Annotated in this window: 12 protein-coding genes and 2 pseudogenes; 4 read left to right on the top strand and 10 right to left on the bottom strand. The window is 38.2% G+C overall.

The features are described 5' to 3' along the window. Positions 1 to 307: 307 nt before the first annotated feature. From dptH to dptF, 3 genes are read right to left on the bottom strand one after another with little or no spacing between them, the layout of a single operon-like run. On the bottom strand, positions 308 to 5,608 hold the full coding sequence (gene dptH / locus BK139_RS13995) for a DNA phosphorothioation-dependent restriction protein DptH (protein ID WP_076259787.1): 5,301 nt from the start codon (positions 5,606 to 5,608) through the stop codon (positions 308 to 310). Beyond that, complete coding sequence (gene dptG / locus BK139_RS13990; RefSeq protein ID WP_076259785.1) at positions 5,589 to 6,965, bottom strand: DNA phosphorothioation-dependent restriction protein DptG; 1,377 nt, start codon at positions 6,963 to 6,965, stop codon at positions 5,589 to 5,591. The genes dptH and dptG overlap by 20 nt, the downstream gene beginning before the upstream one ends. 1 nt (position 6,966) lies before the next feature. After that, on the bottom strand, positions 6,967 to 9,150 hold the full coding sequence (gene dptF, locus BK139_RS13985; RefSeq protein ID WP_076259782.1) for a DNA phosphorothioation-dependent restriction protein DptF: 2,184 nt from the start codon (positions 9,148 to 9,150) through the stop codon (positions 6,967 to 6,969). Between the two features lie 404 nt (positions 9,151 to 9,554). On the opposite strand from dptF, the gene BK139_RS13980 reads away from it, so the two are divergent. From BK139_RS13980 to BK139_RS24405, 3 genes and pseudogenes are all read left to right on the top strand, one after another. Then, the gene (locus tag BK139_RS13980; protein ID WP_076259779.1) at positions 9,555 to 9,992 is read left to right on the top strand and encodes a very short patch repair endonuclease; all 438 of its coding nucleotides are present in this window, start codon (positions 9,555 to 9,557) and stop codon (positions 9,990 to 9,992) included. Positions 9,993 to 10,489: 497 nt separating this feature from the next. Then, a pseudogene (locus tag BK139_RS24410) lies at positions 10,490 to 10,714 on the top strand (transposase family protein); the annotation flags it as partial. 231 nt (positions 10,715 to 10,945) lie between these two features. Further along, positions 10,946 to 11,125 (top strand): annotated as a pseudogene (locus tag BK139_RS24405) (IS3 family transposase); the annotation flags it as partial. A gap of 393 nt (positions 11,126 to 11,518) precedes the next feature. Here the strand turns inward: BK139_RS24405 and BK139_RS13965 are convergent. Both BK139_RS13965 and BK139_RS13960 read right to left on the bottom strand, forming a co-directional pair. Then, positions 11,519 to 12,658, bottom strand: coding sequence for an HNH endonuclease (locus BK139_RS13965; protein WP_076259776.1), 1,140 nt, complete (start codon positions 12,656 to 12,658; stop codon positions 11,519 to 11,521). Further along, positions 12,648 to 12,887: a helix-turn-helix domain-containing protein gene (locus BK139_RS13960; RefSeq protein ID WP_076259773.1), complete on the bottom strand. Its 240-nt coding sequence runs from the start codon at positions 12,885 to 12,887 to the stop codon at positions 12,648 to 12,650. The genes BK139_RS13965 and BK139_RS13960 overlap by 11 nt, the downstream gene beginning before the upstream one ends. A 272-nt stretch (positions 12,888 to 13,159) precedes the next feature. Between BK139_RS13960 and BK139_RS23620 the strand changes: the two genes are divergently transcribed. Further along, positions 13,160 to 14,493 (top strand): IS3 family transposase gene (locus tag BK139_RS23620; protein ID WP_139325633.1). Its coding sequence is split into 2 segments (ribosomal slippage): positions 13,160 to 13,532 and positions 13,532 to 14,493, totalling 1,335 coding nucleotides; the frame shifts between segments, so codons are not numbered across the junction. 319 nt (positions 14,494 to 14,812) lie between these two features. On the opposite strand, the gene BK139_RS13945 is transcribed toward BK139_RS23620, so the two are convergent. From BK139_RS13945 to BK139_RS13925, 5 genes are all read right to left on the bottom strand, one after another. After that, positions 14,813 to 16,180 (bottom strand): M20/M25/M40 family metallo-hydrolase, encoded by a 1,368-nt coding sequence (locus tag BK139_RS13945; RefSeq protein WP_076259769.1) that lies wholly within the window; start codon positions 16,178 to 16,180, stop codon positions 14,813 to 14,815. A 65-nt stretch (positions 16,181 to 16,245) separates the two neighbouring features. Continuing rightward, entirely contained in the window at positions 16,246 to 17,304 is a 1,059-nt protein-coding gene (locus tag BK139_RS13940; protein ID WP_076259766.1) for a tetratricopeptide repeat protein, read from the bottom strand. 61 nt (positions 17,305 to 17,365) lie between these two features. Continuing rightward, positions 17,366 to 17,836 carry a hypothetical protein gene (locus BK139_RS13935; RefSeq protein ID WP_076259763.1) on the bottom strand — a complete coding sequence of 157 codons (471 nt, stop codon included), beginning with the start codon at positions 17,834 to 17,836 and terminating at the stop codon, positions 17,366 to 17,368. Positions 17,837 to 18,094: 258 nt separating this feature from the next. After that, the gene (locus BK139_RS13930) at positions 18,095 to 19,393 is read right to left on the bottom strand and encodes a (Fe-S)-binding protein (RefSeq protein ID WP_076259761.1); all 1,299 of its coding nucleotides are present in this window, start codon (positions 19,391 to 19,393) and stop codon (positions 18,095 to 18,097) included. Beyond that, complete coding sequence (locus BK139_RS13925; protein WP_076259759.1) at positions 19,390 to 20,790, bottom strand: FAD-binding oxidoreductase; 1,401 nt, start codon at positions 20,788 to 20,790, stop codon at positions 19,390 to 19,392. Before BK139_RS13925 ends, BK139_RS13930 begins: the two co-directional genes overlap by 4 nt. Between the last annotated feature and the right edge of the window lie 7 nt (positions 20,791 to 20,797).

Genomic DNA, 20,797 nt, shown 5'->3' with positions numbered 1-20,797 from the left:
TCGTATGAGAAATCGGAAAAGCATATTTTCAGCCGAAGTGTAAAAAGGAAATGAGCAAAAAGTGTAAAATTCGACTTGACGTCTACAGCAATATACCTTTTCAAAAACTAATAGCTGTAAAAGATATGTAAAATCATAACGAAACCTATCTCTTTTAGTAGTTTTTCAGCAAACAAAAAACACTTACAAATTTTGATGTATCAACATTTGTAAGTGTTTTACTTTTTAAAACTCACTTTCAGTTAAAAATATAGACCTCGAGGCTCGAACTTTCCCGCCACAAGCAATTAATATTTGTTTAAATTTCCTACCTACTATTCATAGCCGGCACTTTTACAATATTATACGAAGGATTACCTAATCCCTGATCTGCTTGTATAAACTGTCCTAGTACGAGACATTGACCCTTCTGCAACATGCGTAATTCATCAGGTGTTGCATTTCCAATCCTACTTGCTAGTACACGTACTTCACTTTCAGCTGGATTGAAGTATACCTTTGTTCCTGCATTATCAAGAATGGATAGCTCCTCCTTTGAAAAGTTATTAAAGGTTTGTGTAGCAAACCATGCGGACCAACCAAACTTCCGGCCTTCACGTAGGATTTTGGCAGATGGCGAGCCATCTGAGAAATCGAGGTTTTGTGCTTCATCCAATATTACTGGGATTGGCTTATCCTTTGTTCCATTTTGCGTGTAATACCATAGATCCCAAAGAATAAACTCAGCCATAAGACGTTTGATTTCATCTTGGTCATATCCAGCTAGCTGGATAATTGTAATGTTTCCACCACGAGCAAAGTATTCGTCCCACTGATTTCTAGATTCATAATCAAATGGATCAATATCAATGAATTGGATAATTCTAGTCATAACTGAAGATAACACAGAATTGGAGTAGGAGTCCAATTCTTCTAAAATTTCAAGTAAATGCTCCATTTTCATCTTGTCATCGTATAATTCGATGCCACGTTTTACAGCCTCGTAAAGGGCACTTTTTTGCTGCGAACCAAAGCCATTATAGACAGATGAAAAGACATCAACAACTCGACGAGCTACTTCAGTCGGCTTTTCTTTTCCGACGACTCCTGCAACTTCCTTTTCACGACGCAGGAATGGATTGAGCGGAAAACCTTCATGATACACAATTCTTTCCCTTAACTTTTCACCCATATCCGCTAAAAAGACTGGATCTAGCTGTGTTCGCGTATAACTACTGGAGTAATCAATTACTACTGCAGATTGGTTTGCCCTTGATAAATCTCGAAGTAATGACTGAATAAAATAGGTTTTCCCTTGTCCAGAACGTCCTCCGATGATTAGATGTCGATTCGATAATCCTGAATGATCAAATTCCCAGAAGATGTCTTGATTATTTGTTATCCCTATTAGTGGACGTACGCAATTCTTAACAATAGAAGTAGGTACGGTTGCCCCTTTTCCACCATACTGCGCTCCAACATCTACTGCATATTGTTCATCACTTTCTTTTTTCTGATCATCTACATGAGGAGGTTCCATAATACCTTCTGTTTGTTTCTCAACATCTTCAGAAGTTCGTCCAGCATTAGCTTTTTTATCATCTTCAGAACTTTGGGCATTTTCCGTTCCAGCAGCACTTACCTTACTATTTTCCCCACTTCCAGCTTCATGCTTTTTATACCCATCGGAATCAGCAGCAATGTTATCTCCGCCATCCATTTCAGTTGGAGTTGTATAAATTTTCTCAGGCTGCTCCTTGTAGTTCTGAGCTAATTCATTCATCGGTTTTGCTAATGTATCATACCCGCTTTGTTCAGGAAGCTCCAGTACAATAACACCTTTGCGTCGTTCCTTCACCTGTAACCTTGCACCCTTTTTAAACGAAATAACAAGACCTTGTCCATGTTCAGCACGCAGTGTATCTACAATTTCAAATTCATCATTCAACAACTGATGAATAACATCTGGAGTAAGAGTATAATCCTTTGCAGGCCATATTTTGTTATTTTTCATTTTTGAAGCATTATTAATAAAGAGTCTTGTGAAAAAGTTCCGTAAAAAACGAGCATCAAACGTATCCTGTTCTATTAATTGTTCGTTTAAGCGTTGCTTTAATTCTTTTACCTGGTTAATTCCCTTTTCAATCACACTGGAATCGTTCAGACCGATCTTTACTTCCACAGGATACATATGGATTTTCAATCCATCTTCTACTTTTTCTAACCCCACCATTAACAGGTCGTCACTGCAGTTTCCACGTTTTCCAATTGTTTTTCCTGAGAAAAGCCCAGCTTTTTTACTTAGTTTGACACTACCAGCCACCCGCACAATTTCTTCCATTGACACAGGGACCCAAAGTACGTCTGGATTGTCAAAATGCAGGAGAGCCTGTTTAATTGCAGAAACAACACTCATTTTTTCACGTTTATCATGGGATCGTCCTTGTACAGCGCGAAGAAGCCACTCTCCATTAAACGTATTGAATAATCGAATCACATCTTCAATGTTCTCATCACTTACTGTTACATGTTGGGACTTCAAGAAATCATGAATAACATTAAAATATTGGATTGATTTATCGGTTACTGTAATTGCGTCATAATGATTAGAAGATGAATGTTGATCACTGTAATGAACAATCACAAGATTTTCTGAAGACTCTTGAAAATACTTTAAATCCAGGACAGGATCAATAAAGGTCAACCAGTGAGATTTATTATAAAGTGAGGAGAGATACTCCTCATCCTCTCCACTTATATGCATGGCAAAGGCAATTCCTTTTGTATAAGGATTTTGGCCTTTATCAGTCATGTTAGCGGCTAGTTCGTTCATTTTTACAGCAAACCTCGCTAATAGCGTCTGGTCCGCCTTACTATCTCCCCCAGTCCCAAAGCCTACCCGATATCCGCCATTATCACTTTTCGAAGATGTAACAGTTGTAAATAAGCCATTTAGGTTTATGCTACTGGGTGCATCCTTAACTAACTGCTTAACCACCTGCTCTTCTGTTTTCATTTTATAGAAGGTAATATGGCTATATTGCACATTTTCATTGATATTTCGCTTCGAATAACGCAACACCTGCTGAATTGTACGCAAGATATCCTCTGCTAAATAATCCCCCATCGAGAATTTTATGCCAAGTCGATTGGCAATTTCTTCAGCATTCCCCATATCATTGAGTTCATCAAACGCACTATAACCATCAAAATCCTGCCGATAAGAAACCACTTCAATCGGTCGTAATCCGGATAAACTATTTGTCTCCTTGATCTGCTTCTTAAACCAGGCTACGATACCACGTAACAGTTCTTTATCATTAGATATATTGATAACGTTTAATAGGACGGATGCTTTTGGGTCTAATGAAAACAGGTAATCATAATGGTCACAAAATTGGTCAAGCTTTTCCTCAACAACCTGTGCCAAATATGTGTTTGTTTCTCCCACAGTCACTTCTTCACTAGGTAAAAAAGCATGCCATTCAGGTAGTCGACTATCCGTCGTTGGTTTAAACAATTTCCCTTCATATGACACAAGATAAGGGAGAGAGTAAACTGCATGAAGCTTATTGAGGATATTGGAATCAATGGCCTCCCCTTTACTCTCTTTCATAATCTGCAATTGATAAGCTACATTCAAGGGTGAGAAAGGTGTCATGAAGATAACATATTCATCCCTTGCAGTTCCTAGATAAAATAGACCTCTCTCCTCATTCGTCATAATCTGTTGATCACGAATGTTATCAATCGCTTCAATATAGGCTTCTACATATGCTTCTGCCTTTTCCCGAATCGCATCGGTATAATAAAGTAAAGAAGGAATCGTTCCTGCTTGTTCGATTGAATCTAAGAAAGCATCATATGCTTTTTCGACCACTTCTGGTAGTACTACCTGTTCAGGGATTAATTCATTAAACTTGATGGATGCCTGACGAACTCTAGTTCTTATCCAATCAAATTCCATGACTAAAAATGGACGATCCTCTGCAAACGTAACATATGGCAGATTATCGATTTCGACTCGTTTCGCCTCTTTGTCTGTTAAAAAGGAGCTTTGGATACTACGTTTCTTTTCCCATAACATCCTTCCATTTATAGGTATGGTTTTCAGCACCTCATCCGCTACCTCGATTGGGATTTCAAATCGTGGAGTGACAATTGTAAAGCGAATGTTCTTTTCATCTTCCTCTAGTAATCCAGGTGTGGCTTGGACTGTTGCACCATCTTCGATTGAAATTGATTGCCCCTGTTCTGTTAATTTTATATCCTTGGATCCATCACCAAATACCAAATGTTGGTTATCCAATGTTAAATGAATCGCTCTTTTTGCTTTAGAGGTAGCGACTACTTGAAAGGATGTTCGAAATGCTTCAAAGAATGTAGCCTCACTTGCCACGACAACAAACGTAAAGGTGTAATTCCCATTTGTCGCATTTTCATGTTTATACACAACCCTACCAAAGGTAGCCCCATCTTGTTCGAGAGTTAACTCGGCAATTACAGAATGACCACTGGTTCTCGCCACCTTTTTACTTGTGGAATTTAAAAACTCTTTCTTGACATGTCGATCAAAAGGTAACGTAATCTCTATTTTTTCCCCCTCTTTATAGGTAGGGTGAAAAATAAGGAAGCTCCAATTCCTTCTTCCCGCAGCAGTATCTGATTTCGGGCGATTCCAAAAAGCCATTGATTGTGAGCCCATGTTCACTTTGACTTTATCACTATAAAACTCAATTGCGCGCTTTGATATCGTTGCTTCCTTCCAATCTTCGACATCCGAAAAGTCGACGGTATACCAATCATCTCTGTTAAGCTTTGTTCCACCTTTGTCATAGGCCTCCTCTAGCTTTTCCTTTGGATTACCAAGTGAGCGGATTCTTTCAATTTCCTCATGTTCACTATTATTCTCTGTAAGCTTTTTATCAATTTTCTTCTCCAATTGCTTCCATTTGGCCGAACCAATAGACTCAAATTCCTGTTCCCTTACAAGGTCCTCAAGCCCTGAATCATAAAAATATTGAAGTGAACGATAATCCTCATGTTCAAGAGTTCCTTTACTGACAAGGGCTAATACATCCTCAAAATCAAGAAAGGAAGAGTTTTCCAAATGATGTTCCGACTCTCTTCTATTTAAATAATGGCTTGCATATTTCCGCTCGATTGCATTTAATTCACTGTCTAGCAATAACTGGCCAAGATCTCCAGCGATATTACTAACATGAAGTGGTAAGCCTTCCCCTGTTAAATCTCGACTACCTCCACGGATTGAATCATTCAGAGTATTACAGAGAAGAATTAACGAAGTATTCTCCCAATCTCCTTTTTGTTCACTCATTTCATTCCGTAGAGTAACAAGAAAATCAATATTGGTGTTGTTTGTTGTTGCTATTACATATTTTATTTTCCCAAATTGAAGAGCGTAAGTTTCATATGACTTAGAGCCCTCCTTATGACGATAAGGGAAGGGTATTTTACTTTCATGATTACCAATGGCTTGATATAAACTTGTAATAATCTCTTCGGTTGGTAAATATAGGAAATAACGATCTATTTTATTCCTCAAGGCTTCTTTTTCAAAAAATGAAACCAGCTGGTCACCGATATAGTCATAAAATGTATTTAACATATTGTGCATCCCCACTATCACTTTTCTTCTCCAAATAATTCAATTTGTCAAGCACCTTCACTACTTCCTCTTTTGAATGGTGATCAAGCCATACACCACGATTTTCGAGTTCTTTCCATAATTGTTTTAATTCAATTCGTTCTTCAGTGATGGATACTGCCACCAGCATTAACAGATGTTCTTGTGACAAGGCTAGAATCGTACCAAGTGATCCACCATGCTTCCGGAAAAACTTTGAGATAATCTCTTTGAATGCCTTCAGATACCTGGAGTTGATTTCATTTGAAATACCTTTTCTAACAGCATGAATCAAATCGTCAAACGCCATCTCCAATGTTTTCTCTTCGGAATATTCCTCCACATCAATATTTGTTTTCACCTGGTATACTTCCTTCAGCCACTTGTAGATTGATTTAATATAGTCCTGTTCTGCTTCTGTACCTGCTTCTCGCAGCATGCAGTAGATATCATGATAAAATTGGTTGCTCTCATTTGAGAATGTGTTCATTCCTAAGATGTTTAACGCATGCTCATGTGCAAAAAAGCCGTCCATCTCACCCATCAACAATTTGTTCCCTTGCTTATAGCTGTCTCGCCACTTTGCTGCTTTTTCCCATTGTAAAATGTAATAGACCGGTAATAGCTCATGCTGGCTGAACCGTGTCCCTTTATTCATTTGAAGGATAAGCTGCGACATAGCAGCAAATGTATAATGAACAAATAACAACGAAATATTATCAACTAGGAAACTAGGATTCCTTGCTAAGTTCTCAAAATCCTTTAAGAATTGTTCCTTTAGTTGAGGAAAAGGACTACCATAGCTTGCTTTATTGTTATTCTTTAATGATGCAGTTGCTACAGTAAGGGCCATTATCTCTGATAATAAATTAGCATCATCTTGTTTTTTTAAAATCTCTCGAAGTCGCTCTTCATCATTTCGAATGAATGTATCAAAAAAGAAATGAATTAAATCGATTTCTCCCTTTCGCTCATCCGTATTTTCAGTCAACGGTATACGTTCTAATTCATTAAGATTTGTGACCTTTCCTAGGTGTAGCTCTTTTATTTGTTCCTTTAAATAATTTTCAAAAAAGGCTTTGTCCGATTCATCCGAAAATTTTCCGTTTGCAAGAATAGCCTCTATACTTTCATCACTTGTATTAATAACTATGTTTTTACCATACACTTTTCGGATAACCCCACCAGTAATGGAAGAAAAGCCTCGCTCGAATTTCGCACGTTCAGGTTCCCTTGTTGGAAGTGGTAAAATGCTTGTAACAGACCGTCTCCTAAAGGTATATTTCCCATTTTTCTCTATAAATTTAGTAATTCTATCAAAATCTAATTGATACACCATTTTAATTCACCTTTCCAACTTCATAATAAGCCTTTGAAAAACGCGGCTTCTTCAACTCACGCATGCTTCCATCGGGTGTATGAACAAGAAGGACATTGTTTTTCTTATCTGCAGATTGCAGGAGTTTATCATGAAATTCCGAGAATTGAAGTGCATCTTGGATATCCTGACGATTCGGCCGATACCCACCATTAATCCGCTTAAGCAGTGAATACAATTGATAATCCAATTCAAATAAAAAAGTCCTTCCCCTTTGATTAAAGCCAAGTCTCATAGAGGAGGTAAAACGCTCTACATTATCATTTTTTGATGCTGCACCAAACACGTTATCATCTACTTCAGGCTCAATAGTGATTTGATACGCAACACGAAATAACTTGTTCGGTGGGTCAGCAAAAACATAGCGATCCTTTGGTGAACCCTTCCACTCATAAATTACTTTTTCAATTAACTCAAACAATTGACCTATGCCTTCTCCATCACCCTTATAGAAGGAGTACAAATAGCTTACATACTCTCGATAGGCCTCATCATAATCTTTTCTATATAACAAGGCAAACTGTCTTACAAACAGTCGTGCAAATTCTGTTTGATTACCCTCTTGATGCATGCTGTTTACCTGCTTCCAGGGGCCAATACTCATTTTTCCCCCTAGCTCTTCCTTAACATAGTGGAAGGGATCAGATTTAAGCATTAAATTAGAAACTAACCGATCAGTTGCTTCAAGCCTTCTTTTTACAGGATCGACCTCATGCAATGCAGCAAGTAATGGTGAACGATCAGGGTGACCATACATTAAATTTGGTAGCATATCATTTACTTTTATTTCTGCCTCGGTAGAGATTAATTCTTGATTAATTGGTACGATGATATCAAAAAGCAAATTATAAAACGCCCTTGTCGAGATAAACACTTTTTTCTTGATCATCACTTCAATCAGTGACTGAACAATAGACTCTTTCACTTCCTGATGCTGTAGAAAATAATAGTTTGAATGTGCAGCACTTGTTATTCCTTTTTCCTTATCCTGGATCCAGGCTAAAAAAAATGGATTACTATTATCCTGGGCCGTCACCTTTTCAATGAGCTGCAAGAAAAATGGTGATTTTGGTCCTTCCTTTGTTAAAACATAAGGCTGTGTATCTGCAAAATTAAGCAAATAAAAATCACCGTCTTGATTGTTCCCTTGCTGCCCTTTATCAAAAACGCCACAACTCTCGATGAAATCACATAAAGCTTTGAATCTTCCTTCTTTTCGTTGTTTACTATAAAAATTATGTAAGACACCAAGATTTATGGCGATGATTACAGGACTGCTAGGGGTTCCAGAATCATTAAATGGGGATAATACTTTTTCAAGCGTTTCCAACGAGTTTTTATCATAATCATACGACTCCGTGGAATCATTATGAATAAAGAATCCCTCTAAAAGGTCACGGTGCTTTTCCTTCATGTAAGCTAGCAGGTGACTCTTACCGTCTCCAACACTACCACATAAAAGAAGTAAGCCAGGCTTTTCCTTCTGCTTTAAATCGTTCAAAATCTTTTCGAAATCTTTTTGAATGTCCCTTTTCACATGCATGTAACTACGAAGTCCTCCAAAGGAATCTGCGTTTGCAACCGATTCCTTAGAAGAAGACTGCAAAACTTCCAACATAGATACAAACTTACTCTCTTTAGTGGAAATGGCATTTTCAGTCGATAACCTCTTTGATTCACCGTCAATTGTAACTGCTGTTTCTGATTCACTTAACCTGGTATCAAAAGGTAGCTCCGCTTTATATTCATCAATTTCTAGTTTCTCTGCAATGAAGAGTATTTGGGACAAACCCTGTTCTGCTTCTTCAGCTGATAAGTTACTTTTAAACTTCTTCCTGCTTAACGTACAATATTCCAGGGCACTAGCATATTCTGTTGCTGAAATCGCAAATTTATTTTTTAATAATTCCCATCCGGTTTCAATCGTGGATGCTTGAAAATAAGATTCAAACATCTCTTCAGTTTTTGCTTCGTTTGCCAACTGTTTCATTCGTTGAAGCGAAATAGCATAAAACACTGGATCCATATAAGCAACAGCAAGTGCTGGATTGTTGCTCAACATTCCTTGTAGTTCACTATAATTTATTAAACTATAATCAATCTCTATAAGACTCGCTAACTTTTGCCAGATTACCTCTTTCGTCACGGTTCTAATCTCCCTTTTTTTTGGTTCTCTTTGTATTAATTATATTATTTTTGTATATTATTTACAAATTGACTTATAACTATAAATCACTTAAATACATACCATTCTAGCCTTATTTTGGATAGTGCAAGGTCATGTGCACCCAGCTGAGGCTTTTTTATTTAATTGGTACATTAAGTTATCTTTCGCAGTATCAATAGCTAGCATTTATCATCGGCATATTCCCTGAACCAATGCTACTTCCAATATTAACTATGTTATCTCGGAATGATGCAGAAGAAAAGAACAATCCCTATTTCACCAAACTTCATTTCTTTTAAATTGGGAAAAATAAATGATAAATGTTTAAATTTCCTTAAAATAGGTAGACTTTAACTACATATCTTTTATAAAGGAGTACGGTCATGTCTACTGAATCTACTACCAGAAGCAAGATAATGTCGTCAATAAAAGCAGTATCCAAATTGGAGTCAATGGTCACTCATGAACTTTGGAAAAGGGGCTTCAGATTCAGACGAAATGTAAAAGGAATGGTCGGTACCCCAGATATAGCTATAAAGAAATATAAAATCGTTATCTTCATAGATTCATGTTTCTGGCATTTTTGTCCATTACATGGAAGAATGCCAAAAAGCAATGTAGATTTTTGGAAGAAAAAGCTCGACCGTAATCAGGAACGCGATAAAGAACACACCCAATATTACATTCAAAGAGGGTGGCACATACTTAGGATTTGGGAGCATGAAATCAGGAAGGAATTCGATATTACAATCGAAAAAATCGCCTCTTTCATAGATGAAGCAAAAACAGCTGAAGCCACACACAAATCAATACGGCCTTGATTTTCATCAAGACTTTATTTTAATCTTTCCAAATAGGATTAATTGCTAAAGATGCTTCACTAAATTTCCTGCACTTCTGTTTTAATTTCGAAAATGGAAACAATGTAGCTAACAACAGTTTCTTATTAGCGATTTAGTTTTAATTGGGTGATGAATACTCGGTTATCAACCAACGCTGGAGACGACCGGTATGCGCACTATTGTTACGGATCTATTGTTATTTATTTGTTCCTTAATACTCTAATGACCTACTCCTTCTAACTATAAATACAAAAAAGCCACTCATTTCAATTTGAGTGGCCTCTTTTCTTATTTCAAGCTCCATTGTATAAGCCTTCCCCCTTTAATGATACTTCTTATGTTTCATATTTCAACACCAGATTTTATACTCTTTGCTGTAGTGTTTTTTGCAAGCAGAAAGTGGTTCTTACGGACAAGTGGTGAGAGGTTCCGAAAGAAAGTATTTGGGTATAGAGAAAGGAAAAAGGAGACAAACAATGGGACCCTTAATTCCTTTTCCACTCCCTGATCCTTTATTAACTTTACATTCCGTTGATGAATCTGAAGAAAAGATCACGTTAGTCGTTGAGCCATCCACACAATCCTCCATATGCCCTGCCTGCCAAACTTCCACAACCAGAAGGCATAGCCGGTATTCAAGGGCTATTCAGGATTTGCCAATGAACAATAAACAAGTTGAACTCCTTCTACTGGCCCGAAAATGGTTTTGTGATTCTCCGTCTTGTAGCACGGAAGTGTTTACGGAAAGATATGAATGGATCCTTCCAAAGAAAAGAAGGACTCTCCGTGCTGAGGAATTGCTCCGGAAATTGGCGTTTTCCACCAGTTGCCTCAATGCTGAAAAGCTATCGAGGCACCTGCACCTGCCAGTGAGCCATGATACTCTGCTAACCCTCATTCGCCATACTCCCGATTCACACGAGGTATCACCCTTTCACGGCATTCTTAAACGTGAGCTAGTGTATCAAACAAAGTATAAAACAAGAGAGGTCGCGAAGAAATCGCTATTTGAATACATTGGGTTTTTCTACAATTCCAAGCGGATCCATTCAACCCTGGGGTACAATACACCGAATGAATTTGAGCGAATGTATGGAAATTCGGCAGCATGATTTTCCTTCATAAAAAAGTTTAAATCGCTCTTTATTTAAACTTTTTTATGAAGGCCACCAAGCGAAAGCGCGGTAGAAAAATCTGTGTCTATTTTCTTGACGTAGTATCAGACACCATTTTCTAATTGGATTTCTTGATTAAATGATTAACATAAAGGAAGAAACCCTGCGCCATGGCAGAGTTTCTTATCTAATCTTTTGTTATAGTCTTGTTTTTTACAGTTAGTCATTAAATCCTGTTTACGAATTTTGGTTCCTAACGTCTTAACTCTTCTTCATAGCTTATTTGAATCTTTTACTTAATTACCAGTAAACCAAAAGCCATTTTAAATAATTAAACTCCTGTACTCTTCTAAAAGCTATTCCCTACCTCGTAAGAATAATGTACGAATACTATTCCGTTACAAAAACCTTGCTCAAATGCCAGTCCATAAATTTTTTATGGTTTGGTTTCAGCTCTATCTTCATATCTGGGTTAACATTTAGGAGTTTTTGATTTTCTTGACTAAGGAGAGATGAAATGACTATATTACCATTGCTTTTAAAGCTAATTAACCCCTTATCAAATGCAGCGTCGTGCGATGGACATAACAGTATGCCATTATAGAAATTAATTCGTTCTCTATCGTCACTGTGACTCCAAGGTTTAATATGACTGGCAACTAGTAGATTCATATTATCCATCCCGCAAAGCTTACAAACTCTCGAACGCTTGAGTAGTGTTTCACGAAATTTCCCTTGAGTAAGTCTAGTTTTAAGGAGATATTGCTTTTCACTTGGTGAATATCCATTAACATTGGGTAAAGTTGTTTGTTCTCCAGAATTTCCATCCATCACTGAAACGGAATTTAGACCCTCTTCAACAAATTTCACCCACTCTTTTGGAGCGTACCTAAACGTATCTCCATTATAATCCTTAAGTTCTGCCAGCCATTTCCTGCTAATTCCCTCTAATTCAATTTCTACCATAGTAAAAGTGGCCCTATAATTCTGGAACTGACTTCCTTCTTCTCCAAATGTAACTAACTCTAATGATTGGTCTACTGCTGTCCCCTTAACACCAGGAACAGCTAGACCTAGAAATTCCACATTTGAGGCAATCCCCGTGGATTCAAATACAAAAATAGGAGGGATAGTCCTTCTAATTTCAGGTGATTTTGAAGCGGCCTTTTCGAATAAATCCTTTAATAGTAAATTCCCTCTTTGCTTTGTATTTAGATAATGGTTTCCTGGTTCTCGATTGTCACCATAATATGTAAAGGTTTGGTTTTTTTTATCATAGAAATCTGGCCACTCCTTCACTTTTCCCGTAGAATAAATTACAGCAAAAGCAACATCTTTTGTTGATTTTCCATTTTTTTCTTTCATAGATTTCCTAAATCCACTTCTATTTCCAACACTTCTTAAAAAGCCGTCAACTTTAAATATCTTTGTTAAAGGATCATCGGCAGGAGGACTTCCTTTTGAACCACCTTCATATATTGAGTTAACTATTAATGTAGCTTGACTTAGTTCATCATATTTAAATCTCATTACTTTGACCTCTAAGAAGCCAAATTGGACTCACATTTAAAATTCTTGAAATGTAATCTAGCTCATAATCTTTAACTCCGCGAATTCCACGTTCTATCTCTGATATATCAGATTGAGTTAAATTAACTTTGTACTCAACCTCTAATGCAACAGCTAATTCTACTTGATCCATACTGGCCCGTTTTCTAGCTTCCTTTATTCTATTACCGCTAATATTTGCTCTTTCCATCTATTAATCATTCCTCTGTATATTATTAGTAGTTTAAAAATAAAAAATAAAGACACCAACAGTAGACGATTTTCGTCTATTTGGTGTCTTTATCGCAAAAATATAGTCTCTTAGATTCATCGATGCGTCTTGTACCCACATTATTACAAATTAAAGAAAAAAAGCTGCTCATTATGAACTATACCCCGGATAGCGGACACTGATAAAAAAGTGCCCCTATCCGGGGTTTTTTGTGTTTCAATAGATTTAACGAATATGGGCGGAGGATTAATATGAGTAAGAATATTTATAATGAATTTCAAATTAAAGAGCTTGAAAAGAATCCTAATGTTTTATGCGCTTCTGAAAGGTCAATCTCCTATAGTCCTGAGTTTAAGCTAAAAGCAGTTACGGAATATAAAAATGGAAAAGCACCGTCGCAAATCTTTATTGAACAGGGCTTCGACCTTGATATGATCGGTAAGAAACAACCCCAGCGTTGTCTTAAGTTTTGGAGGGATTCATATGAAAGGTTTGGAAAGGAAGGTTTCCTTACGGAACGCAGAGGCAAAGGGAGTACCGGGCGTCCTTCTTTAAAGCAACTTTCCGCAGAAGAGAAATTAAAAAAAGCTGAAGCAAGAATTAAATTCCTTGAGGCAGAGAATGACTTCCTAAAAAAGCTGGAAGAGTTAGAAAGGCAGGCGTTGAAGAAGAAACGATATTAACGGCAGCTGAGAAGTTCTCGTTGATCGAGAAAACCATCAGAATTCATCAGTTAAGTAAAGCTGTTTCCTACCTGTGTGAACTGGCAGGTGTCAGTCGAAGTGGCTACTATGATTGGTTGAAGGCTGCACCATTACGGGCACGACGTGACGAGCAGGATGAATTGGACATAGAGTTAATCCGAGAAATTTTCATAAGCAAAAGAGAAAAAGTAGGTGCACTCCAGATAAAAATGATTATGGAGAATGACTATTCAACTGTAATGAACCACAAGAAGATTAGACGTTTAATGGCAAAATATAATCTTGTAGCTAAGATACGGAAAGCCAATCCATATCGTAAGATGGCTAAGGCAACTCAGGAACATCGAACCTGCCCTAACCTTCTTGACCGTGAATTCAATCAGGCAGTGCCAGAAAAGGTTCTGCTTACTGATATTACTTATCTCTATAATGGAAAGGGCCAAAAAGCATATTTATCCTGCGTAAAGGACGGAGCTACAAAAGAAATTCTTGCCTACTACCTTTCCACGTCTTTAGAGATGGATATTGTTTATAAAACGTTAAAAAAGTTAAAGGCAGCTGTTGGCAACCACTTTCATCCAGAGGCCATATTGCATTCTGACCAAGGAATGCACTACACGCATCCTCTATTCCAAAGCAAAGTAAAAAAGCTTGGCCTAACTCAGTCAATGTCCCGAAAGGGAAACTGTTGGGATAACGCACCAATGGAAAGTTTCTTTGGACATTTTAAAGACTTATCAGAGTATAAATCACTTGAAAATATAAAGGATGTAAAGAAAGAAGTAGATCGTGTAATCGAAGAATATAATCATCATCGTTATCAATGGGGCTTAAATAAAATGACCCCGGTACAATACCGAGGCCACTTATTAGCTGCATAGGCGCTTTTTTATAAACTGTCCGTAATTGGGGGTACAGTTCATTAATTGAACACCTTTTTAAGTAATAAATAAAATATGTCTAAGTATTTATGGCATTATCTAAATGTTCGTTATGACATTTAATTTTCCAGTCTATAAAAGACCTGCAAAATTTAATATAGACTACTTGTCAACATTCCTTATGCAAATACACTCCTTTTGGCACAAAACGTCCAGAAGGTATTAAGAAGACGAAACGCAGGGACAGTTCTTATGTTTCTCTTTCAGAGTATAACCGCGTGAACCATCCCCTGATTACCAAGTTTAGAAAAATCAATAATTAGTTTGCAAAATAAAATTTATTTCTGTCTCTTCCTGCCAAAGCTCTCCTCAACTCCCGCGCCATCTCAAAAACCGCCTCCACCAGCTTCACCGTATTATAACAAGCCTCCACATCCAGCTTCTCATCATTGGTATGCTCATTAAAATAACCAACAGATAAATTAACACTCTGAATCCCATGTGAAGCCCAAATCCTGGTGTCACTGCTTCCTCCATTTGTGCATTTCCAGTTCTTCAATCCCGCTTTTACGGCTGCAGCCTCAAAAAACTGGCCATATCTTACATCACAGAACGGAATGTACCCACCGCATGAAACTACAATATCCCCAGTGCCCCGACGATCTAAAACAATTGCTGCATCAACGTCCCAGAGGAAGTATTCATCGACATGCTGTGCCCCTACAAGCCCAATTTCCTCCTCAACAGTTAAAATAAATTTCACAGTGCCTCTAAAGCTGCTTTTTTCCAGGTTTTTAGCCATTTGCAGCAATACCGCCACACCAGCACGGTCATCTGCACCCAGAATGCCGGAGCTGCTGGTCCAGATGTTATTTTCTTTTAATATGATTCTGCCTGGATCGATCGGCAGTACAGTATCCAAATGGGCGTTTAATAAAATAGTCGGTCCATTGCCGCCTCGATAGCGTTTTTGAGCCAGGATGTTGCCTTTGCTGTCAACAGTTAGATGATCAACTAGAGGAGCAAGTATCTTTTCTGCATGCTTGCGGATTTTACCCTCGTTTCCGCTTTCTCCGCTGATGTTAAGGAGCTCCTCCAGCTGGTCAAAAAACAGCTGCTTTTCGATTTCTTCCGGTTCGAGTTCCAGGATGGCTCCATCTATGTTCAAAGCTTTTTCCGCTAATTCTAAAAGCTCCTCTCTGGAATGCGGCAGAATCAAGCGCTGGTTTCTGACTCTGACCTTTTTATCAGAAAGGATGCTGAAAAGTTTTGCCGCTTTATCCATAGATACGCCGGGGCGAAATTGGATTGATGCATATCTTATTCCATTGCCGTCGCAGCTTCCCATAGTAAATAATTTTAGACGGTTTAATTGACGGACCAAGCCGCTGATATACAAATCCAATTCCCTGATTTTCGGCTCTTCCTTTTCAGCATTGAACCAAAGCCCTTCTCCGTACCCTCTGTGAGGGAAATCAGCTGCAGCCAGCCACTCTTTTTCAGTAACAGGCTCAGAGTGAATAGTAAGAAAGAAATGCTGACGTGTGAAGTTTACACCTGCTTTTTGAAGACACTCCATTAAAAACTCTATATTTTCTTCGGTTTCATTAAAAAGGTCAAACTCATTTTTTGAGTACTCCCTCACAGCAAATCCTTGGCGAATGAATAATGTATTCCAGTTTTTCATTTAACATCATCTCCCTTTCGTGAATGTAGCTTTATTATCACAAAAGAGCGATGACAGCCCTGTCATCAGCTTACATAGTCACTCGCAAAAGCATCATCAACCCTGAACAGAACAATATATAGGATCGTTTCGTTAAAATAATAGGCTGTTTCTCCCTGGTACTGTTTCACATCGATAATGTCAGGCATATTTAATGTTTTCAGTCGGGCTCTGAGACGCTCAATTGATTTAATGAAGGTATTTTTCTTAACTTCTCCGTCCGTTCCGGTCCTTCCAAAAAAGTCCTTCATCGTCATTCTCGTGCATGGTTTCTTTTCATTAGATGACAGCAGAAAATGCCTGATCATATTTGCCTGTCCCGGGGTAATTATGGTCTCTTCCCCATTAAAGAACAAGATATTTTCTCGATCATTAAAATAAACGACGACCGTATTCTTTTCCCCATTTTCGGCAACTTCCTCGCAAGTGTCTTTCGAACAGGTCTCAATCTGTCCTTTTGAAATTTTATAAAAAGCATGATTCTTTAAAAACTGCTCATTGTCCCTCAAGGTTTCATATAATGGTGAAAGTGCTAAATTGGGGAGTTGCTTTGCTGAGGAGTATGAGAGACCTTCCATTTCTTCATAAGTTGAACTCGCCACATATAATGCACTGTTTGCCAGATACATATGTGCGTGAAATTCCTGCTGTTGATTAAGGCTAAAGCTTGGGTCATCCCCTAATTTATGATAATTCAATGCCTTTTGAAAATAGCGTACAGCTTGGCTGTAATCGCCTTGCTTATAGGATAAGAATCCTAATCTATAATAGGCAATCGGAATATTTTTCTGATATCTTAATGCTTTTGTTAAGGATGAAAAAGCAACTCGATCATCCTTAGAGTTGTTCATTTTTAAATATGTACCGTATTTAATTAGATAGGAAACAAGCAGTTTTTTTGTATACTTTAGCGAATATTCGTGCATTGCTCGATCTTTTTTTACTAGTGGAATTAACCTTCTATACATCTCTTCATAGACATTTACTAGTTTGGCGTAATAACCATAATCACTCTTTTCTCCCTTTTCATGCAATTCTTGTTCAAGGTCCTCAAGTTCTTCAAGAGTTAAATCTCTTAAGCTCATTTTTAGTTCACTTCCTTAAACTGATATATAAACTGAATGGAGTTTTTTAAAATACTATTATTTAACGGTTTAGAGCTGTTAAAATCAATACTAGTTCCTCTAAAGAATAGTTTTTATATAAATAAGTATACGAAATGCTTTTAAGCTCTATTTCCTCAAAACCAACGATAGTATTATGTCTATTATCTTGAACTAATTCAACAATTATTTTTGCAGCGTCTCTTTTAAGTTTTGAGATTTTTTCTTCAACTGTTCTGTTCTGTGCCTTTTGTTTATTTAGCTTATTGGGTGACACTTTAAGAGCTTTCTCGCGTTCCTTCACACACACCTGGCACCATCCGTCCACGTTCACAGCCTGGACCTTTTTCTCGCACTGTGAGCAGACCTCTGTCCTCTTTTTCTTGGTTGAATATTTCAACCGTGTTTTCATGGCGCTGCGATTTATGCAAGCATCACAAGTCTCTTTTTTTCCCAAAGCGAATTCTGTTGAACTTTTAATCTGGAAACATACCAGACAACGTTGTTTGCTCATTAACTAACCTCCGCACTTAAGTTACCTTAATAATTAAATATTATCTCAAAAAGACTTGTTTAAAGAACAACTCCACAAATTTTTTTTGTGGAGTGAGAGGCCTATCCCCCCACACATTAAATCAATAAACTTCAACTCAAAAAAACGCACAGTATTCTCACTGTGCGGGTGGTGTCCCTTCAAGTAAACCGTGTATTAATAGCCGATAACTGTTGAATCTATTGCAGCTCCTACTTCTTCATTTTTATTACTTATAAATTATTTAGAAACCGCCCCAGCCTCAACAAGCAAATCCACAAGATGAACAGCTCTTACACTCTTCTCAAGCCCTTCCCTTTGAATGCCTAATTTCATCTGCAGCAGGCAGCCTGGATTTGAAGTTACAATTATTGATGCATATGTGTCTTTCGCATTTTTCATTTTACTGTCCAGTATTTCCATGGAATCCTCGTAGTTAACAATATTGTAGATGCCTGCGGATCCACAGCATCGTTCTTTGTCATTCATTTCACGGTACCCTTTGCTTGTTACTTGCTTTAATAAAGATAATGGCTCATCTTTTACCTTTTGAACATTGATCATATGACAGGATGGCTGAAAGGTTATGGTTCCATTCACTTCCTTTGTAAAGCTCAAACCGTCTAATTCAGATAGTACCTGTGAAATATCTCTTACCTTATTAGAAAAAGCTTGTGCACGGCTTTCCCACTCGATGTCTCCCTTGAATAGTTCAGCATATTCCAAAAGGGTCGAACCGCACCCTCCAGCATTGTTAACGACATAGTCTGCTTTTTCCATTTCAAATGTCTCTATATTCCGTTTGGCCAAAACTTTAGCGTCCGCTATTTTTCCGGCATGTGCATGAAGTGCTCCACAGCACGTCTGATTTACAGGAATAAGTACGTCAGCTCCTGCCTTGGTCAGCAGGTCGATTGTGTTCCTATTCGTCTCATAGAAGATGGCATCCATGACACATCCGGTAATAAATCCAACAGTGAGTTTCCTGGTTCCAATTGCTTTGTAGACTTGAACCCTGTTTTTCCGTTCTGCAGGAGATGGAAGATCAGGGAGAACGGACTCAAATTTCCCAAGGTGAAGCGGAGCAAGCTGAGTTAATCCCATTTTTTGTGCCATTTTCTGCAGCCCGGACTTTTGATAAAACCATGAAAGATTACCGATTGTATTCATCCATCTTTTTGATGGAAACATTTGATTATAAATCAATGATTCACTTATTTTTTGCGCTCTCGATTTTTGCTCTGCAAATTCTAGAACTTCTTTTGCTCCTTCTAAAATCTTCCCATACTGTACGCTGGTGGGACAGGCTGTTTCGCAGGCGCGGCATCCCAGGCATTTTTCGATGGGTTCCCGCAAATCCTCTGCCTTGATCTTGTCTTCTGCCAGCATTTTGACAAGATTAATCCTGCCGCGCGGCGAATGCACCTCGCTCTTCATCGTTTCGTAAGTGGGGCAAACCGGCAGGCAATATCCGCATTGGACACAATTAAACGTCTCCTTATAATGTAATCTGTCTTTTAGACCGGCTCCTGTACTCATTCCCGCAGCACCAGCTTCTGGCCTTCTTCAGGAAAAATTTTACCAGGATTCAAGATGTTATTCGGGTCCCATATTTGTTTAATTCTTTTCATCATATCAAGTCCGGCTGCACCCAATTCCATTTCCATAAAAGGGGCTTTTAATGTGCCAATTCCATGTTCACCGGAGAGTGTCCCTCCCAGTTCAACAGCAGCTTTAAAGATTTCTTCTACTGCTTTTTCAACCCGTATCATTTCCTCCATATCCCTCTTATCACAGATAATATTTGGATGAAGGTTTCCGTCACCCGCATGGCCAAACACGACTAAATGAATATCATATTTCTCCCGGATTTCTTTTAGTTTTTGGAACATATCGGGAATCTTGCTGCGGGGCACTGTTGCATCTTCAGATACTTTCGTTGGTTTTATCTTTACAATAGCCGGGGAAACCAGCTTTCTTGCTCTCCAGTAACTCTGTGCTTCATCCTGATTTTCTGCTATTTTCACTTTCACAGAATCAAATTCTGTAAAAATCTTTTCTATTTTTTTCATTTCCTTTTCAATCGCCAGAGGGTGGCCATCCAGTTCTATTAAGAGTATGGCTTCTGCCTCAATAGGGAGTCCCAGCGGCTGATAGTTCTCCACAGCTATTATGGAAGACTGATCCATTATTTCCATTTTGGCCGGAAGGATTCCGGAAGTTAATATTTTCGAAATCGCTTGTCCTGACTGGACAAGATCGTCAAAGACAGCCATCATCGTCTTTGATGCTGGTGGCTTTGGCACTAATTTCAGTGTTGCTTCCGTAATGATGCCAAGCGTGCCTTCGGATCCAACGATCAATTTTGTTAAGTCATACCCAGTTACATTTTTTATTGTCTTTCCGCCTGTTTTGATTATTTCTCCCTCAGGTGTCACCACTTCCAAACCAATAACATAATCCTTTGTTACCCCATATTTTAAACCCCTTGGCCCGCCGGAGTTTTCCGCTAAATTCCCTCCAATTGTTGATACATGGGCACTGCTTGGATCAGGGGGGTACATGAGTCCAAACTTTTCTGCTTCCTGATTGATGTTCGCTGTCAGTACACCCGGTGATACGACAGCCACCAAATCATCAGGGTAAATTTTTAAATCACGATTCCATTGGGACATGTCTAAAACCATCCCCCCCTTAACAGGGAGAGGACCTCCGCTTAAAGAAGTCCCCTGTCCTCTTGGGTAAACGGGTATGTTAAATGTATTGGCCAGCTTCAGAAGTGAAGAAATCTCTTCCTTATTTTTCACCTGGATGACCACTTCAGGAAGATAGCTGCCGAATGAAGCATCATAACTATAACTATATCGATCAGCCAAACTCGTAAGAATTTGGTCTGAAGATATTATGCTTCTTATTTCCTCCATTAATAATTCCATTCTGATG

Origin of the sequence: Paenibacillus sp. FSL R5-0490 (assembly GCF_001956215.1) — a bacterium.
In the GTDB taxonomy this organism is placed as follows: domain Bacteria; phylum Bacillota; class Bacilli; order Bacillales; family Cytobacillaceae; genus Cytobacillus.
This window is presented reverse-complemented; position numbering and strand designations above follow the sequence as displayed.

Excerpts from the sequence above, each read along its gene's own strand:
- dptH (WP_076259787.1), bottom strand. The coding sequence starts at position 5,608 with ATGTTAAATACATTTTATGACTATATCGGTGACCAGCTGGTTTCATTT.
- dptG (WP_076259785.1), bottom strand. The coding sequence starts at position 6,965 with ATGGTGTATCAATTAGATTTTGATAGAATTACTAAATTTATAGAGAAA.
- BK139_RS13980 (WP_076259779.1), top strand. The coding sequence starts at position 9,555 with ATGTCTACTGAATCTACTACCAGAAGCAAGATAATGTCGTCAATAAAA.
- BK139_RS13965 (WP_076259776.1), bottom strand. The coding sequence starts at position 12,658 with ATGAGATTTAAATATGATGAACTAAGTCAAGCTACATTAATAGTTAAC.
- BK139_RS13960 (WP_076259773.1), bottom strand. The coding sequence starts at position 12,887 with ATGGAAAGAGCAAATATTAGCGGTAATAGAATAAAGGAAGCTAGAAAA.
- BK139_RS13945 (WP_076259769.1), bottom strand. The coding sequence starts at position 16,180 with ATGAAAAACTGGAATACATTATTCATTCGCCAAGGATTTGCTGTGAGG.
- BK139_RS13940 (WP_076259766.1), bottom strand. The coding sequence starts at position 17,304 with ATGAGCTTAAGAGATTTAACTCTTGAAGAACTTGAGGACCTTGAACAA.
- BK139_RS13935 (WP_076259763.1), bottom strand. The coding sequence starts at position 17,836 with ATGAGCAAACAACGTTGTCTGGTATGTTTCCAGATTAAAAGTTCAACA.
- BK139_RS13930 (WP_076259761.1), bottom strand. The coding sequence starts at position 19,393 with ATGAGTACAGGAGCCGGTCTAAAAGACAGATTACATTATAAGGAGACG.
- BK139_RS13925 (WP_076259759.1), bottom strand. The coding sequence starts at position 20,790 with ATGGAATTATTAATGGAGGAAATAAGAAGCATAATATCTTCAGACCAA.